Source organism: Streptomyces sp. NPDC017940 (assembly GCF_044328435.1).
Lineage (GTDB): Bacteria > Actinomycetota > Actinomycetes > Streptomycetales > Streptomycetaceae > Streptomyces.
On record NZ_JBIRHJ010000002.1, the window covers coordinates 404,290 to 424,210 of the forward strand.

A 19,921-nucleotide genomic window follows, 5' to 3' on the forward strand; every position below is an offset into this window, starting at 1 on the left:
TCAGGACCCGAGTTGTTCGTCGAGCAGGGCGAGCAGTTCGTCCGCCGACGCGGTGCGCGCGTCCGGTCCGGTGGTGGCGGGCTCCGTGCGGGTGTGCGCCTCGTCCCACCTGGACAGGAGCGCGCGGAGGCGGTCGCCGACGGCGGCGCTGCGCTCGTCGTCCGGTGTCAGGAGGGACAGCGTCGCCTCCAGGCGGTCGAGCTCGGAGTCGATGGTCGGCGTGCCCGCGCCCGGAAGCCGGTCGAGTACGTGGGCGGCGAGCGCGGCGGGGTTGGGGTGGTCGAAGACGAGCGTCGAGGGCAGGCTCAGGCCGGTGGCCGAGTTGAACACGTTGCGGAACTCGACCGCGGTGAGCGAGTCGAAGCCCAGGTCCTTGAACGCCCGGCCGGGTTCCACGAGGGCGGTGCTGTCGTAGCCGAGGACGGCGGCGGCCTGCTCCCGCACCAGGTCCAGGACGGCGCGTTCGCGTTCGGGCCCCGACAGGCCGGCGAGCCGGCCCGCCAGGTCCAGTGGCGCCGTCTCCACGGCGGGGGCCGGGGCCCGGTGCGCGGCGGGCAGTTCCCGCAGCAGCGGGGCCGGCAGCGAAGGCGCGTACACGTCCCAGTCGATGTCCGCGACGACGAGCACCGTCGGGTCGACCTGGCGGACGGCCCGGTCCAGTGCGGCGATGGCGAGGTCGGGCTCGAAGGGGGCGGTGCCGCGGCTGCGCAGGATCTCGCCGAGGTGGTCGCCGACCATGCCGCCGCCGCCCCACGGGCCCCACGCGACGGAGTGGGCGGGCAGGCCCGCCGCCACGCGGCGTTCGGCGAACGCGTCGAGGTAGGCGTTGGCGGCCGCGTAGCTGCCCTGGGCTACCGCGCCGAACGTGCCGGAGATCGAGGAGAACATCACGAACGCCGTCAGCTCCAGGTCCCTGGTCAGTTCGTCCAGGTTGACCGCGGCGTCGACCTTCGGCCGCAGCACGGTGGCGAGCCGTTCCGGGGTGAGCGCGGTCAGCACGCCGTCGTCCAGGACGCCCGCCGTGTGCATGACCGCGGTGAGCGGGAACTGCTCCGGTATCGACGCGAGGAGCTTCGCGAGGGCCTCGCGGTCGGCGACGTCGCAGGCCGCGATCGTCACCCGTGCGCCGAGTGCGGTCAGTTCGGCACGCAGTTCCTCCGCGCCCTCGGCGTCCGGGCCGCGCCTGCTGGTGAGCAGCAGGTGTTCGGCGCCCTTGGTGACCAGCCACCTGGCCACGTGCGCGCCGATGCCGCCGGTGCCGCCGGTGACGAGGACCGTGCCGGTGGGGTCCCAGTCGCCGAGGCGGCCCGGCGGGGCCTGGACCAGCCTGCGGGCGAACACGCCTCCGGCGCGGAGGGCGACCTGGTCCTCGTCCTGGGTGCCGGAGAGTACGCCCGCGAGGCGGGCGGCGGCACGGTCGTCCAGCGTCTCGGGCAGGTCGACGAGGCCGCCCCAGCGCTCGGGCTGCTCCTTGCCGACGACGCGGGCCAGTCCCCACACCATCGCCTGCTCGGGGCTGACGGCGGTGTCGGACCGTCCGACGGTGACCCCGCCCCGGGTGGCGTACCACAGCGGAGCGGTGAGGCCCGCGTCGCCGAGGGCCTGGACGAGGGCGAGGGTCGCCTGCACGCCGCCCGCGTCCGGTGCGGGGTCGAGGGCGAACAGTGAGAGGACGCCCGCGACGGGCTCGTCGACCGCGAGGCGGGCCGTCAGGGAGTCCCGGTCGAGCCCTTCTCCGGCCCGGACGGGCAGCACTCGGGCGCCGTGCCGGGTCAGCGCGTCGGCGACGTCTTCCTCGCCCGCGCCGTCCCGGCTGACCAGGAGCCAGGTGCCCCTGAGGGCGGCGGTGGGCTCGGGCACCGGCAGCCAGCTCACGCGGTAGCGCCAGCCGTCGATCTCGGAGTTCTCGGACTGCGCGCGCCGCCACGACGCGAGCCGGGGCAGTACGGCGCCGATCGGTTCGTCGAGGGACACGGCGAGCTCGTCGGCGAGGTCACCGAAGTCGCCGTCCGCGACGGCCTCCCAGAACCGTGCGTCGACGGCCCCCGAGACGTCGCCCGCGGGGGCGGCGGCGATGCTCGGCCAGAACCGCTTGTGCTGGAAGGCGTAGGTGGGCAGGTCCACGTGCTGTCCCGCGGGCGCCACCTGGCGCCAGTCGAACGGCAGGCCCTCCACGTACCCCTGGGCGACGGAGAGCAGGAAGCGGTCCAGGTCGCCGTCGTCGCGGCGCAGCGTGCCCACGACCACGGCCTCCGCGCCGGCCGCCTCCAGTGTCTCGCGCACCCCGAAGGTGAGCACCGGGTGCGCGCTGCACTCCACGAACACGCCGACGCCCCGGTCGAGGAGACCGCGCGTGGCCTCCTCGAAGCGCACGGTGTTGCGCAGGTTGCGGTACCAGTACTCGGCGCCGACCTCGGTGCCGGTCAGCCACTCGCCGGTGACCGTGGACAGCATCGGCACGCTCGCCGACAGCGGCTCGACCCCGGCGAGCACGGTCGCGAGCTCGTCCTGGATGCGCTCGACGTGCGGGGTGTGCGACGCGTAGTCGACGGGGATCCGCCGTGCCCGCACGTCCTCGGCGGCGCAGGACTCCACCAGTTCGTCGAGGGCGTCGGCGTCGCCCGCCACCACCACGGAGCCGGGGCCGTTGACCGCGGCGAGGGAGATCCTTCCGTCCCACCGCGCGATCCGCTCGTGGGCCTGCTCGACCGTCCCCGGCAGGGACACCATGCCGCCCTGGCCGGACAGCGCGAGGATCGCCCTGGAGCGCAGCGCGACGACCTTGGCGGCGTCCGCGAGCGAGAGGGCGCCCGCGACACAGGCCGCGGCGATCTCTCCCTGGCTGTGCCCCACGACCGCGTCCGGCTCCACCCCGTACGAGCGCCACAGTGCCGCGAGGGACACCATCACCGCCCACAGCGCGGGCTGCACCACGTCCACGCGCTCCAGCTCGGCCGCGTCGGCGAGGGCCTCGTGCAGGGACCAGTCGACGTAGGGCGCGAGCGCGTCGGCGCAGGCGTCGAGGGAGGCCCGGAACACCGGTGAGGACTGCGCGAGGGCCGCCCCCATGTGCAGCCACTGCGACCCCTGGCCGGGGAAGACGAAGGCGACCTTGCCCGCGGTCCGTGCCGTTCCCGTCGCGACCCGGGCCGACTCGACGCCCCGTGCCACCGCCGTGGGCCCTTCGACGAGCGCGGCGAGGCCTGCGAGCAGGCCGTCGCGGCCCTGGCCGACGACGACCGCCCGGCTCTCGAACGTCGAACGCGCGTCGGCGAGGGTGGTGGCGACGTCGAGCGGGTTCAGCTCGGGGTGCGCCACGAGGTGGGCGCGCAGCCGGTCGGCCTGCGCCCGCAGCGCGTCATCGTCCTTGGCCGAGACGAGGAACGGCACCAGGGCCTTGCCCGGGTCGGGTGTCCGCGCGGGGGTCTCGGCGGCCGGGGCCTGCTCGATGATGGCGTGCGCGTTGGTGCCGCTGAATCCGAACGACGACACGCCGAACCGGCGGGGCCTGTCGGTGTCCGGCCAGTCACGGGCTTCGGTGAGGAGCGCGACGTCCCCGGCCGTCCAGTCGACCTCCGCGGTGGGCTCGGTGACGTTCAGCGTCTTCGGCAGGACGCCGTGACGCATCGCCATGACCATCTTGATGATGCCCGCGACACCGGCGGCGCCCTGGGTGTGGCCGATGTTGGACTTCACCGACCCGAGCCACAGCGGCCGGTCGTCGGGCCGGTCCTTGCCGTAGGTGGCGAGCAGGGCCTGGGCCTCGATGGGGTCGCCGAGGGTGGTGCCGGTGCCGTGGGCCTCGACGGCGTCCACGTCGGACGGCGTCAGGCCCGCGCTCGTGAGCGCCTGCCGGATGACGCGCTGCTGCGACGGGCCGTTGGGCGCGGTGAGGCCGTTCGACGCGCCGTCCTGGTTGATCGCGGAGCCCCGTACGACGGCGAGGACCTGGTGCCCGTTGCGCCGGGCGTCGGACAGCCGCTCCAGGACGACCGTGCCGACGCCCTCGCCCCAGCCGGTGCCGTCGGCGTCCGTCGAGAACGGCCTGCACCGGCCGTCGGTGGAGAGGCCGCGCTGGCGGCTGAACTCGATGAACGAGCCGGGCGTCGACATCACCGTCACGCCGCCGGCGAGCGCCATGGAGCAGTCACCCGTCCGCAGGGCCTGCACCGCCATGTGCAGGGCCACGAGCGACGACGAGCACGCCGTGTCGACCGTGACGGCGGGGCCTTCGAGGCCGAACGCGTAGGCGACGCGCCCGGACACGACGCTCGCGGCGTTGCCCGTGCCGATGAACCCTTCCACGGTCTCCTCGCTCGTCGCGAGGAGCATGGTGTAGTCCTGCACGTTCGAGCCGGTGAAGACGCCGATGTCACGGCCCCGCACCGAGCTCGGGTCGATCCCGGCCCGTTCGAAGGCCTCCCAGGAGGTCTCCAGGAGCAGCCGCTGCTGGGGGTCCATGGCGAGGGCCTCGCGCGGGCTGATCCCGAAGAACGCCGGGTCGAACAGGTCGGCGTCGTAGAGGAATCCGCCTTCGCGTGCGTACGAGGTTCCTGTGTGGTCCGGGTCGGGGTCGTACACGTTCGCCAGGTCCCAGCCGCGGTTGGCGGGGAACTCGCCGATGGCGTCGACGCCGTTCAGGACGAGCTGCCACAGGTCCTCGGGCGAGTTCACGCCGCCGGGGAAGCGGCAGCTCATCGCGACGATCGCGATTGGCTCGTCGAGGACCGCCCCGGCCGTGCGGGCGGGCGTCGTCGCGGCGACGGGTGCGCCCACGATGTGGGCGTCGAGGTGTGCCGCGAGGGCGGCGGGGGTCGGGTAGTCGAAGACGAGCGTGGCGGGCAGGCGCAGTTCGGTTGCGGCGTTGAGGCGGTTGCGCAGTTCGACGGCGGTCAACGAGTCGAAGCCGAGTTCCTTGAACGCGCGGTCGGGTGCGACGGCCTGCGCCGAGGTGTGGCCGAGGACCACGGCCACGTGGTGCAGGACCACGTCGAGCAGTGCTTCCTGCCGTTCGGTCGCCGTCAGCTCCGCGAGCGAACGGGCGAGGGCCGACCCGGTCGCGGAGCCGGACTCGGCGGTCCTGCGCGCCGTGCCGCGTACGAGTCCGCGCAGGAGGTGCGGTACGGGGGTGGAGCGTGCCTGTCGGTGCAGCACGGGCAGGTCGAGCGGTACCGGGGCGAGGAGCGCCCGCCCCGTGGCGCCGGCCGCGTCGAACAGCGCGAGGCCGCGTGCGGCACGCAGGGGGATCAGGCCGCCCCTGCTCATGCGCTGCGTGTCGGCCTCGTCGAGCCGCCCGGCCATGCCGCCTTCCTCGGCGTCCCACGGACCCCACGCCAGCGACGTGGCGGGCAGGCCCCGGTCGCGGCGGTGCTGCGCGAGCGCGTCCATGAACGCGTTCGCCGCCGCGTAGTTGCCCTGGCCGGGTCCGCCGAGGATGCCCGCCACCGAGGAGAACAGGACGAACGCCGACAGGTCCTGGTCGCGGGTCAGCTCGTGCAGGTGCCAAGCCGCGTCGACCTTGGGCCGGAAGACGGTGTCTATGCGCTCGGGGGTCAGCGAGCCGATGGTGCCGTCGTCCAGGACACCTGCGGTGTGCACCACGGCGGAGATCCGGTGCTCGGCGAGGAGCGCGGCCACCGCCTCGCGGTCGGCCACGTCGCAGGCCGCGAGCGTCACCTCGGCGCCCTGCTCCACCAGTTCGTCCCGCAGTTCCTCGGCGCCCTCGGCGGCGGCACCCCGCCTGCTCACCAGCAGCAGATCCCGTACGCCGCGCTCCGCGACCAGGTGCCGGGCGACGAGGCCGCCGAGCGTGCCCGTGGCACCGGTCACGAGGACCGCGCCCGTACCGAAGCCGGGGTCGTCGGTCACGGACTGCGCCACTCTCGCGAGGCGCGGCGCGCTGACCGTCCCGGAGCGCAGGGCGAGTTGCGGCTCACCGGTGGCCAGGGCGGACGGCAGCGCGTCTAGCGAAGCCGCCTCGTCGTCGAGGTCCACCAGGACGATCCGGTCGGGATTCTCCGACTGCGCGGAACGCACCAGACCCCACACCGCCGCCTGCGCGACGTCACGCACCTGCTCGTCGACCGACGCGGCGACCGCACCCCTGGTCACCACGGCCAAACGCGCCGCGTCGAACCGCTCGTCGGCGAGCCACGTCCGGACCGCGTCCAGCGCCCAGTACGCGACCTCGTGAGCGGCGCTCACCGGGTCGGACGTGGAAGTGCCGGGGCAGGGCACGACGACGAAGTCCGCGAGGTCCGTGAGGTCGGTGAGGTCCGTGTCCTGCGATTGGACGAGCGTCTCCAGGTCGGTCCACCGAGCCGTTGGAACATCCCCCTCGGCCGTCGGCACCGGCACCGGCACCGGCACCCAGTCCACGCCGAACAGCGCGTCACCGAGGTCGTCCCCGGTCAGCTGCGCCTGCGAGACCGGGCGAAGGACCAGGGAATCGACCGTGGCCACCGGGGCACCGGTCCCGTCCGCGACGGACAACGACACCCCGCCGGACACGCCGTCGGGCGCCTGCGCGGGCGCCAACCGCACCCGCAGCACCGACGCGCCCGAAGCGTGCAGCCGCACACCCGACCACACGAACGGCAGCCCCTCGGGCCCGTCGAAAGCGCCGTCCGCCGGGCCGTCCACCAGGCCGGCCGCCTGCGACGCCGCGTCGAGCAGCGCCGGGTGCAGCCCGAAGCCGTCCGTGCCCACCCCCTCGGGGAGCGCGACCTCGGCGAACACCTCGCCGCCCTTGCGCCAAACCGCCCGCAGCCCCTGGAAGACCGGCCCGTAGACGAATCCGCTCTCCGCCGTACGGTCGTAGAACCCGTCCAGGTCCACGACCTCCGCGCCCGCGGGCGGCCACTCGGCCAGGGAGAGCCCGCCGGTGTTCCCGCCGGAGCTCCCGCCCGCCCGCAGCACACCGGTGGCGCGCCGGGTCCACGCCCGGTCGTCGTCGCCCGTACCGGTGTAGAAGGTCAGCTCACGCCGACCCGCCGCGTCGGCCGCCCCCGCCCACACCTGCACCCGCACCGAGCCGTTCTCGGGCAGGACGAGCGGTGCCTCGACGGTCAGCTCCTCGACGAGGTCGCAGCCGACCTGGTCGCCCGCGCGCACCGCCAGCTCGACGAACGCGGCCCCGGGCAGCAGCACCGAACCGTGGACCACGTGGTCGGCGAGCCACGGGTGGGTTTTGACGGAGAGGCGACCGGTGAGGAGCACACCGTCCGTGCCGCCCACCGCGAGCGTGGCACCCAGCAGCGGGTGCTCCGCGGCGCCGAGCCCAGCCGCCCGGACGTCACCGATCGCGGGCAGCGTGTCCAGCCAGTAGCGCTGCCGCTGGAACGCGTACGTGGGCAGTTCGACCCGCCGCGCGCCGCCGCCGCCGTCGAAGCAGGCGGCCCAGTCCACCCGGGCGCCCCGCACATACGCTTCCGCGACCGCGCCGATCAGGGACGTCTCTTCCGGGCGGTCGTTCCGCAGTGTCGGTACGAAGGCCGCTTCCGGTGCGGATTCCTGGCCGAGGGCGGACAGCGTGCCGCCGGGGCCGACCTCCACGAACGTGCCCACGCCCTCGTCGGTCAGGGTGCGGACGGCGTCGGCGAACCGCACCGAGTCGCACACGTGCCGCACCCAGTACTCGGGCGAGGCCAACTCCTCGGTGGACGCCGGGCGGCCCGTCAGCGTCGACACGATCGGGACGGTCGGGGCCTCGTACGCCACACCTTCGAGGACCTGGCGGAAGTCGTCGAGCATCGGGTCCATCAACGGCGAGTGGAACGCGTGACTGACCCGGAGCCGTGTCACCTTGCGGCCCGCATCGCGCCACCGCTCCGCCACCGCCTCCACATCGGCGGCGACACCCGAGACGACCACCGACGTCGGGCCGTTCACGGCCGCGACGCCCACGGTCTCCGGCAGCTCCGAGGAGGCGACCTCGGCCTCGCTCGCCTGGATCGCGACCATCGCGCCGCCCTCGGGCAGCGCCTGCATCAACGCGCCACGCGCCGACACGACCCGCACGGCGTCGGCGAGGGACCACACACCGGCGACGTGCGCGGCGGCCAGCTCACCGATCGAGTGCCCCGCCACCATGTCGGGCCGGACACCCCACGACTCCAGCAAGCGGAACAGGGCCACCTCGACGGCGAACAGCGCGGGCTGCGTCACGCCGGTCTCGTTCAGGGCGTCGGCATCCTCGCCGAACAGCACCTCCCGCACCCGCGGGTCGAACGCGTCCAGTACGGCGTCCAGGGCCTCGGCGAACACCGGGAAACGAGCGGCCAGTTCACGGCCCGTGCCGAGCCGCTGCGCGCCCTGCCCCGAGAACAGGAAACCCAGCCGGTGCGGTGCGGCCTCGCCGACCACGACTCCCGGCGTGTCGCGTCCTTCGGCGAGCGCGGTCAGCGCCGACTGGAAGTCGGCGGGTTCCGTGGCCGTGATCACCGCGCGGTGCGTGAGGGCCGACCGTGTCGTCGCGAGCGAGTGGCCCACGTCGAGAGGCGACTGGTCGTCCACGAAGGACAGGAGCCGCTCGGCCTGGCCGCGCAGGGCACCCGCGTCACGGGCGGAGAGGACCCACGGAACCGGGCCTCCGGCGTGCGCCGGCGCCGGGGCTCCCGCGGGTTCTGCCTGCTCGGCGTGCGTCGGTTCGGGGGCCTGTTCGATGACGGTGTGGGCGTTGGTGCCGCTGACTCCGAACGAGGACACACCCGCCCGCCAGGGACGGTCCGCGAGGGGCCACGCACGCTGCTCGGTGAGGAGCTCCACCGCTCCCGCGGACCAGTCGACGTGTGAGGAGGGCGCGTCGACGTGCAGCGTCTTCGGCAGGACGCCGTGCCGCATCGCCATGACCATCTTGATGATGCCCGCGACACCGGCGGCGGCCTGGGTGTGACCGATGTTCGACTTGATCGACCCCAGCCACAACGGCCGGTCGGCGGGCCGGTCCTTGCCGTAAGTGGCAAGGAGCGCCTGCGCCTCGATGGGGTCACCCAAGGTTGTGCCCGTGCCGTGGGCCTCGACGGCGTCCACGTCGGACGGCGACAGACCCGCACTGGCCAGCGCCTGACGGATCACCCGCTGCTGCGACGGCCCGTTGGGGGCGGTCAGGCCGTTGGACGCGCCGTCCTGGTTCACGGCGGAACCCCGTACGACCGCGAGGACCTGGTGGCCGTTGCGCCGGGCGTCCGACAACCGCTCCACGAGGAGCATGCCGATGCCTTCGCCCCAGCCCGTGCCGTCGGCGCCGTCGGCGAACGCCTTGCAGCGGCCGTCCGGTGCGAGGCCGCGCTGCCTGCTGAACTCCACGAACGCGCCGGGCGTCGACATCACGGTCACACCGCCCGCGAGGGCGAGGGAGCACTCGCCGGAGCGCAGGGCCTGTACCGCCATGTGCAGGGCGACCAGGGACGACGAGCAGGCCGTGTCGACGGTGACGGCGGGCCCTTCGAGGCCGAACGTGTACGACAGGCGGCCGGAGATGACACTCGCCGCGCTGCCCGTGCCGACGAATCCCTCGACCTGCTCCCGTGCGGCCATCAGCAGGGCCGCGTAGTCCTGGCCGTTGGTGCCGACGAACACACCGGACCGGCTGCCGCGCACGGTGTCCGGGTCGATGCCCGCGCGCTCGAACGCCTCCCAGGAGGTTTCCAGTAGCAGTCGCTGCTGCGGGTCCATCGCCGCGGCCTCACGCGGGGATATCCCGAAGAACGCCGGGTCGAAGTCCATCGCGTCGTCCAGGAACCCGCCCGCACGCGCGTAGGTGGTGCCCGTCCTCTCGGGGTCCGGGTCGTAGAGCGAATCCACGTCCCAGCCGCGGTCGGCGGGGAATTCCGACATGGCGTCCCCGCCCGCGGCCACGAGGTGCCACAGGTCTTCCGGTGACGCGACCCCGCCGGGGAACCGGCAGCTCATCCCGACGATCGCGATCGGCTCGTCGGACCCGGTCACGGCCACGGCGTGGTCGGCGGCGGCGACGTCGAGCACCTCGCCGAGGAGTTCGGCGCCGAGGTGCGCCGCGAGCGCGGCGGGGGTCGGGTGGTCGAAGACGAGGGTGGCGGGCAGGGCGAGGTCGGTGGCCGCGTTGAGCCGGTTGCGCAGCTCGACGGAGCTGAGCGAGTCGAAGCCGAGGTCCTTGAAGGCGCGGTCGGGCGCGACGGCCCCCGCCGAGCTGTGGCCGAGCACCGCGGCCACCTGGCCGAGCACGAGGTCCAGGAGCGTCTTCTCGCGTTCGGCGGCGGTCAGCCCCGCCAGGGACCGGGCGAGCGCGGACCGGCCCGCCGCGGGTGCGGCGGTCCTGCGGGCCGTGCCGCGTACAAGTCCGCGCAGGAGGTGCGGTACGGGCTGCGAGCGTGCCTGCCGGTGCAGCACGGGCAGGTCGAGCGGTACTGGGGCAAGGAGCGCGCGCTCCGTGGCGCCCACCGCGTCGAACAGCGCGAGGCCCTCGGCCGGGCGCAGCGGGATCACTCCGCCCCTGGCGAGGCGTCGTACGTCGGTGTCGTCGAGGCTGCCCGCCATACCGCTGTCGGCCCACAGGCCCCACGCCAGCGACGTGGCGGGAAGCCCTTGGGCGCGGCGGTGCTGCGCGAGCGCGTCCAGGAAGGTGTTGGCCGCCGCGTAGTTGCCCTGGCCGGGCGCGCCGAGGATGCCGGACACGGAGGAGAAGAGGACGAACGCCGACAGGTCCCCGGCCAGCTCGTGGAGGTGCCAGGCGGCGTCGACCTTGGGTCGGAAGACGGTGTCTATGCGCTCCGGTGTCAGCGAGCCGATGGTGCCGTCGTCAAGGACACCTGCGGTGTGGACGACCGCGGTGACCTCGTGCTCGGCGAGGAGCGCGGCCACCGCCTCGCGGTCGGCCACGTCGCAGGCGGCGAGCGTCACCTCGGCGCCCTGCGCCGCCAGTTCGTCCCGCAGTTCCTCGGCGCCCTCGGCGGCGGCACCCCGCCTGCTCACGAGAAGCAGATCCCGTACGCCGCGCTCCGCGACCAGGTGCCGGGCGAACAGACGGCCAAGCGTGCCCGTGGCACCGGTGACGAGGACGGTACCCGTACCGAAGCCGGGGTCGTCGTCCGCTGTGGAGCGTCCGGCTCTGGCCAGGCGGGGTACGAGGACCTCACCGGAGCGCAGGGCGAGTTGTGGCTCACCGGTGGCCAGGGCGGACGGCAGCGCGTCGAGTGAAGCCGCCTCGTCGTCGAGGTCCACGAGCACGATCCGGTCGGGGTTCTCCGACTGCGCGGAACGCACCAGGCCCCACACCGCTGCCTGCGCGAGGTCGCGTACGTCCTCCTCGGCCGTGGTGGCCATGGCGCCCCTGGTCACGACGGCGAGGCGCGCCGTGTCGAACCGCTCGTCGGCGAGCCACGTCCGGACCGCGTCCAGCGCCCAGTGCGCGGCCTCGTGGGCGGCGCTCACCGGGTCGGACGCGGAGGTGCCGGGGCAGGGCACGACGACGAAGTCCGCGAGGTTCGTCAGGTCTGCGAAATCGGTGAGATCTGTGCGATCCGTGTCCTGCGGCTGGCTCAGGGTGTCCAGGTCTGTCCACGTGGTCGTCGGTGTGTCGCCCTCGGGCAGGGGGGCGGGCACCCAGTCGACGCCGAAGAGCGAGTCCCGGTCCTGCCGTGTCAGCGTCGCCGCCACCGGGCGGAGGGTCAGCGATCCGACCGTCGCCACGGGGGCGCCCGCCCCGTCGGCGACCGTCAACGACACCAGGCCGGAGTCCGCGTCCGCCGCTTCGTCCTGCGCCACGGGTGCCAACCGCACGCGCAGCGCCGTCGCGTCCGCGGCGTGCAGGCGCACACCCGTCCACGCGAACGGCAGCGTGCCGGAGGCGTCGCCCTCGGCCAGCATTCCGGTGGCGTGCAGTGCCGCGTCGAGGAGCGCCGGGTGCAGTCCGAAGCCGTTCGTGCCCACTCCCTCGGGGAGCGCGACCTCGGCGAACACCTCGCCGCCCTTGCGCCAGACCGCCCGCAGCCCCTGGAAGACCGGCCCGTAGACGAATCCGTTCTCCGCCGTACCGTCGTAGAACCCGTCCAGGTCCACGGCCTCCGCGCCCGCGGGCGGCCACTCGGCCAGGGAGACCTCGCCGGTCCGGTCGCCCGTACCGAGCACACCGGTGGCGTGCCGGGTCCATGAACCGGCGTCGTCGGCAGCACCGGCGCTGGAGTGGAACGTCAGCTCGCGCCGGCCCGACTCGTCGGCCGCGCCGACCCACACCTGTACCCGCACCGAGCCGTCCTCGGGCAGGACGAGCGGCGCCTCCAGGGTCAGCTCCTCCACCACGTCGCAGCCCACCTGGTCGGCCGCGCGCACCGCGAGGTCCACCATCGCCGTGCCGGGCAGCAGCACCGAGCCCCGGATCAGGTAGTCGGCCAGCCACGGGTGGGACTGGACCGACAGCCTGCCGGTCAGCAGTACTCCGTCCGTGCCGCCCACCGTCACGCTCGCACCCAGCAGCGGGTGCTCCGCCGCACCGAGCCCGATCGCTCCGGCGTCACCGGTCGCGGGCAGCGTCGCGGGCCAGTAGCGCTGCCGTTGGAACGCGTACGTCGGCAACTCCACCCGCCGTGCGCCACGCCCGGCGAAGAACGCCTCCCAGTCCACGCCGACGCCGTGCACGTGGAGGTGCCCCGCGGCGGTCGTGGCGGCCACCGCTTCCGGGCGGTCGCCGCGCAGTGCCGGTACGAAGACCGCGTCCCGTACGGACTCCTGGCCCAGGGCGGACAGCGTGCCGCCGGGACCGACCTCCACGAACGTGCCCACACCCTCGTCGGCCAGCGTGCGCACGGCATCGGCGAACCGCACCGACTCACGCACATGCCGCACCCAGTACTCCGGCGACGCCAACTCCTCGGCCGTCACACGGGCACCGGTCAGTGTCGAGACGATCGGGACGGTCGGGGCCTCGTACGCCACACCCTCAAGGACCTGCCGGAAGTCGTCGAGCATCGGGTCCATGAGCGGCGAGTGGAACGCGTGACTGACTTTCAGGCGCGACACCTTGCGGCCCGCAGCCCGCCACCGCTCCCCCACCGCCTCCACATCGGCCGTGACACCGGAGACGACCACCGAGGACGGGCCGTTCACCGCCGCCATCCCCACCGTCTCCGGCAGATCGGCGGCAACCTCGGCCTCGGACGCCTGGATAGCGACCATCGCGCCACCGGTAGGCAGCGCCTGCATCAGACCGGCGCGCGCCGACACCACCTTCACCGCGTCAGCCAGCGACCACACACCAGCCACATGCGCCGCCGCCAACTCACCGATCGAGTGACCGGCCAGCACATCGGGACGCACACCCCACGACTCAAGGAGGCGGAACAGCGCCACCTCCACCGCGAACAACGCGGGCTGCGTCACCCCCGTCTCGTTCAGCGCATCGGCGTCGGCGTCGGCATCCGCACCGAACAACACCTCCCGCACCCGCGGGTCGAACGCGTCCAGCACGGCATCCAGAACCTCGGCGAACACCGGGAAGCGACCCGCCAGTTCGCGGCCCATGCCCAGGCGCTGCGCACCCTGGCCCGAGAACAGGAAACCCAACCGGCCCGGCTCGTCCGCGACCCCGGTGACCACGGCGCCGGTCGTACGGCCCTCGGCCACGGCAGTCAGGGCGTCGAGGAACTCGGAACGATCCGCGGCCACCACCACCGCGCGGTGGTCCAGCGCCGACCGTGTCGTTACCAGCGAGTAGCCGATGTCGACGAGCGATGTGTCCTCGGCGACGACAGACAGGAGCCGCTCCGCCTGGCCGCGCAGGGCGGTCCCGTCGGCAGCGGACAGGACCCACGGGACCAGGTCGCCGTCCCGCGCCGGCTCCGGTGTCTCCGGCAGCCCAGTCGGCGGCGCCTGCTCGATGATGGTGTGGGCGTTCGTGCCGCTGAACCCGAACGACGACACACCGGCCCGGAGCGGCTCGCCGGTCTCCGGCCACGGCTGGGGCTCCGCCAGGAGTTCGACGGCGCCCGCGGACCAGTCGACGTGCGGCGACGGCGCGTCGACGTGCAGCGTCTTCGGCAGGACGCCGTGCCGCATCGCCATGACCATCTTGATGATGCCCGCGACACCGGCGGCGGCCTGGGTGTGACCGATGTTCGACTTGATCGAGCCCAGCCACAGCGGCCGGTCGGCCGGGCGGTCCTTGCCGTAGGTGGCGAGGAGCGCCTGCGCCTCGATGGGGTCACCCAGGGTCGTGCCCGTGCCGTGGGCCTCGACCGCGTCCACGTCGGACGGCGACAGACCCGCACTGGCCAGCGCCTGCCGGATCACCCGCTGCTGCGACGGCCCGTTGGGGGCGGTGAGGCCGTTGGACGCGCCGTCCTGGTTCACGGCGGAACCCCGTACGACCGCGAGGACCTGGTGGCCGTTGCGACGGGCGTCCGACAACCGCTCCACGAACAGCATGCCGACGCCCTCGCCCCAGCCCGTGCCGTCGGCGGCGGCGGCGAACGCCTTGCAGCGACCGTCCACCGCGAGCCCGCGCTGGCGGCTGAACTCGATGAACGAACCCGGCGTCGACATCACCGTCACACCGCCCGCGAGGGCGAGCGAGCACTCACCGGAGCGCAGCGCCTGCACCGCCAGGTGCAGGGCGACCAGGGACGACGAGCACGCCGTGTCCACCGTGACGGCGGGCCCCTCGAAGCCGAACGTGTACGACAGGCGGCCCGAGGCCACGCTGGCCGCGTTGCCGGTCGCCACATAGCCGCCGACGTCCTCGGCGGCCCCGCCGAGCACCACTCCGTAGTCCTGCATGTTCGAGCCAACGAAGACGCCGACGCGCTCGCCGCGCAGCGCGGCCGGGTCGACCCCGGCCCGCTCGAACGCCTCCCAGGAGGTTTCGAGGAGCAGCCGCTGCTGCGGGTCCATCGCGAGGGCCTCGCGCGGCGAGATCCCGAAGAACGCAGGGTCGAACTCCGCCGCGCCGTCGAGGAAGGCACCCATGCGGCTGTAGCTGGTGCCCGAGCTCTCGGGGTCCGGATCGTAGAGCGACTCCAGGTCCCAGCCGCGGTCGGAGGGGAAGTCCGCGACGGCGTCCCCGCCCGCCTGGAGGAAGTCCCACAGGTCCTCGGGGCTCGCCACGCCGCCGGGGTACCGGCAGGACATGGCCACGATGGCGATCGGTTCGTCGGTCGCACCGGCGACCGTGGCCGGGGCGGCGGGTGCGGCGGCCGCGGCGCCGGACAGCTCGGTCCGCAGGTAGGCGGCGAGGGCGGTCGCGTTGGGGTAGTCGAAGACCAGGGTCGCGGGCAGCGCGATGCCGGTGGCGTCGCGAAGGCGTGCGCGCAGCTCGACGGCCGTCAGCGAGTCGAAGCCGAGCTCCTTGAACGCCCGCGTCGGCGAGAACGCGTCACCCGACACATGGCCGAGGACCGCGGCGGCCTCGTACCGGACGAGGTCGGTGAGCTGCCGCTCCTGCTCGGCTTCGTCGAGCCCGGCGAGGCGCCGCGCCAGGGCCGACGTGCCGCCGTCGGCCGACCGGGCGCCGAACGCCGCACGGACCTCGGGCAGTTCGCCGAGGAGCGGGCTGGGGCGCTGCGCCATGAAGGTGCCCGCGAACCGCGTCCAGTCTACGTCGGCGACGACGACGTTCTCGTGGCCGCGCTCCACGGCCGTGGCCAGGCCCGCGAGTGCCACGTCCGGGTCCATGGTCGCCAGGCCCCTGCGCCGCAGCTGGGCCGCGGCGTCCTGGCCGGAATCGGCCACCATGCCGCCGCCGCCCCACGGGCCCCACGCGACCGCTGTGGCGGGCAGGCCCGCGGCCCGGCGGTGCTCCGCGAGTGCGTCGAGGTAGGCGTTGGCGGCGGCGTACGCGCCCTGCTTGCCGCTGCCCCACACTCCGGCAATGGACGAGAACAGCACGAACGCGTCCAACTGCCGGTCGCCGAGCAGGTCGTGCAGGTTGCGGGCGCCATCGACCTTGGCCGCCAGTACGTCGGCGAACTCGGCCAAGTCCTGCGGGTCCAAGTCAGCGAGCGCCGCCGAGCGCTCGATACCTGCCGCGTGGACGACCGCCGTCAGCGGAAACTCCTCCGGCACGGCAGCGAGTACCTCCGCCAAAGCGTCCCGGTCGGCGGCATCACAAGCCGCGATCGTGACCCGGGCACCCAATGCGGTCAGCTCCGTACGCAGCTCCTCCGCACCCTCCGCCGCAAGCCCGCGCCTGCTGGTCAGCAACAGGTGCTCGGCACCCTTGCCCGCCAGCCACCGGGCGACATGCCCACCGAGCGAACCGGTACCCCCGGTCACCAGAACCGTGCCGCGCGGCGACCAGGCATCACCGGACGCCCCGGTCAGCAGCGCGGGCACCAGTCTGCGGCCGAGGATGCCGGTGCCGCGCAGGGCGACCTGGTCCTCTCCGGCCGTACCGGCGAGGACGGCGGCGAGGAGGTCTCCGGTCGCCTCGTCCCACGCCTCGTCCGGCGCCGCCGTGTCGTCCGGCGCCGCGTCGTCCCCCACCTCGGGCAGGTCGACGAGTCCGCCCCAGCGGCCGGGCTGCTCCAACGCCGCGACCCGGCCAAGACCCCACAGCATCGCCTGCTCGAACCCGGCGACCACATCGCCCGCACCGGCCGACACAGCACCCGACGTCAGGCACCACAACGGCACCTCCACGTCGCCAAGGGCCTGCGACAGGGCGATCGTTGCGGCGACACCGGCAGGCACCGCCGCAGCACCCGCGTCACCCAAGTCGCCCGCGTCGCCCGCGTCGGCGAACCCCAGCAGCGACACCACCCCACTCAGCGCCGACAGGTCACCCAACTGCGCGCCGACGCCGCCCGCTTCGAGACCCGCGTACCGAACCTGTACGTCGTCCGCACCGTTCCGGGACAGCGACTCACGCACCCACTCGGCACGTCCCTCACCGGTCGGCGCGACCACCAGCCACGTACCGTCGAGACGCCGGCTCCCGGCGGTCAGTGGCCGCCACTCGACCCGGTACCGCCAGCCCTCCACGGCGGATCGGCCCTGCTGCTCCTTGCGCCACGCGGACAGGCGGGGCAGCACGGCACTCAGCGGGTCGTCGGACGACACCTCAAGGGTGCGGGCCAGGTCGGCGATGTCGCCGTCTTCGACCGCCCCCCAGAAGCGGGCCTCCACCGGGGACATCCGCTCGATGCCCATGTCGACGGCGGCAGCGTCCAGCCAGTAGCGCTCGCGTTGGAACGCGTACGTCGGCAGGTCCACGCGCCGGGCACCGCTGTCCGCGAAGTACGCGCTCCAGTCGATCGGCACACTCCGTGCGTGCAGCGCGGCGACCGTGGTGACGAGGGCGCTCTCCTCGGCCCTGTCCGAGCGTAAGGCGGGCAGGAAGGCGGCGTCGGGCGCGCTGTCAGGGCCGAGGGCGGACAGCGTGCCGCCGGGGCCGACCTCCACGAACGTCGCCACGCCCTCGGCGGCCAGCGTGCGCACGGCATCGGCGAACCGCACCGACTCCCGCACGTGCCGCACCCAGTACTCGGGCGAGGCGAGTTCCTCGGCGGTCGTCGCCCTACCCGTCAGCGTCGACACGATCGGGACGGTCGGGGCCTCGTACGCCACACCCTCAAGGACCTGACGGAACTCGTCCAGCATCGGGTCCATCAACGGCGAGTGGAACGCGTGACTGACCTTCAAACGGGACACCTTGCAGCCCGCCGCACGCCACCGCTCCCCCACCGCCTCCGCGTCAGCCGCAACACCCGAAACGACTACCGAAGTCGGGCCGTTGACGGCAGCGATACCCACCGTCTCCGGCAGATCGGAGACGACCTCGGCCTCGGACGCCTGGATCGCCACCATCGCACCACCGGGCGGCAGCGCTTGCATCAGCGCACCCCGAGCCGACACCACCTTCACCGCATCAGCCAGCGACCACACACCAGCCACATGCGCCGCCGCCAACTCACCGATCGAGTGACCAGCCACCATGTCGGGGCGCACACCCCACGACTCCAGCAAGCGGAAGAGGGCCACCTCCACCGCGAACAGCGCAGGCTGCGTCACCCCCGTCTCGTTCAGCGCGTCGGCATCGGCATCGGTGTCCGCGCCGAACAGCACCGCCCGCACCCGCGGGTCGCACACCGTGAGGACGGCATCCAGGGACTCGGCGAACACCGGGAAACGGGCGGCCAGTTCTCGGCCCATGCCCAGGCGTTGCGAACCCTGGCCCGAGAAGAGGAAGCCCAGCAGCCCCGGGGTGGCGGAAGCCGTCACCAGGCCTGGTGTCTGCCTGCCCTCGGCCAGTGCGGTTAGGGCGGTCAGCCGGGCTCCGGGGTCGTCCGCGACGATCACCGCGCGGTGTTCGAGGGACGCTCGCGTGGTGGCGAGGGAGAAGCCGACGTCCACGGGGTTCAGGCCGGCCACGGCGGAGCGCAGCCGCTCGGCCTGGTGCCGCAGCGCCTCCTCGGTCCTCGCCGAGAGGACCCACGGCACCAGGCCGTCGGCCAGGGGCACCGGGCCGCTCACCTCAGGCACCGGGCCGCCGGCCACGGGCTCCGGGTCGGGAACCTGCTCCTCGGCTGTCGGGGCCTGCTCGATGATGGTGTGCGCGTTGGTGCCGCTGACTCCGAACGACGACACACCCGCCCGCCACGGCTGTCCCGTCTCCGGCCACGACCGGGTCTCCGTGAGGAGCTCCACCGCTCCCTCGGACCAGTCGACGTGCGAGGAGGGCTCGGTGGCGTGCAGCGTCTTGGGGAGTACGCCGTGCCGCATCGCCATGACCATCTTGATGACGCCCGCGACACCGGCGGCGGCCTGGGTGTGACCGATGTTCGACTTGATGGAGCCCAGCCACAGCGGCCGGTCGGCGGGCCGGTCCTGGCCATAGGTGGCGAGGAGCGCCTGCGCCTCGATGGGGTCACCGAGGGTCGTGCCGGTGCCGTGCGCCTCCATCGCGTCCACGTCGGACGGGGTCAGACCGGCGGCGGCGAGCGCCTGGCGGATGACGCGCTGCTGGGAGGGGCCGTTGGGGGCGGTCAGTCCGTTGGACGCGCCGTCCTGGTTGACGGCGGAACCCCGTACGACCGCGAGGACCTGGTGGCCGTTGCGGCGGGCGTCCGAAAGGCGCTCGACGAGGAGCATGCCGACGCCCTCGCCCCAGCCCGTGCCGTCGGCGCTGTCGGAGAACGCCTTGCAGCGGCCGTCCGGTGCGAGGCCGCGCTGCCGGCTGAACTCGATGAAGGAGCCCGGCGTCGACATCACCGTCACACCGCCGACGAGCGCGAGTTCGCACTCGCCCTTGTGCAGCGCCTGCACCGCCAGGTGCAGGGCGACCAGGGACGACGAGCACGCCGTGTCGACGGTGACGGCGGGCCCTTCGAGGCCGAACGTGTACGACAGGCGGCCGGAGATGACACTCGCCGAGATGCCGGTGCCCGCGAATCCCGCGACCTCTTCCTGCGCGGCCAGCAACAGTGCCGCGTAGTCCTGGCCGTTGGTGCCGACGAAGACGCCCGAGCGGCTGCCGCGCAACGCGTGCGGGTCGATGCCCGCCCGCTCGAACGCCTCCCAGGAGGTTTCGAGGAGCAGTCGCTGCTGGGGGTCCATCGCCGCGGCCTCGCGGGGGGATATCCCGAAGAACTCCGAGTCGAACCGCGGTGCGTCGTAGAGGAAACCGCCCTCACGCGCATAGGTCGTACCGGAGTGGTCGGGGTCCGCGTCGTACAGCGACTCCAGGTCCCAGCCGCGGTCGGCGGGGAACCCGGACACCGCGTCGACGCCGGACTCGACCAGGCGCCACAGATCTTCGGGCGACTCGACCCCGCCGGGGAAGCGGCAGCTCATGCCGACGATCGCGATCGGCTCGCTGTCCTTCTCCTCGACCTCGCGAAGCCGTTGCTTGGTCTGCCTCAGGTCCGCGGTCAGCCGCTTCAAGTAGTCGAGGACCTTGTCGTCGTTCGACATGCGCTTGCTACCCCTCCGGGTGAGAGTCCGTGCCCGTGTC

At 73.6% G+C, this 19,921-nt stretch carries 1 protein-coding gene; it reads right to left on the bottom strand.

Translation table 11 applies throughout. The annotated features are described in order from the left end of the window. Positions 1-19,881: a type I polyketide synthase gene (locus tag ACH4DX_RS07605; RefSeq protein WP_398154395.1), complete on the bottom strand. Its 19,881-nt coding sequence runs from the start codon at positions 19,879-19,881 to the stop codon at positions 1-3. Between the last annotated feature and the right edge of the window lie 40 nt (positions 19,882-19,921).

Coding starts and splice junctions, on each gene's coding strand:
- ACH4DX_RS07605 (WP_398154395.1), bottom strand. CDS start 19,881: ATGTCGAACGACGACAAGGTCCTCGACTACTTGAAGCGGCTGACCGCG.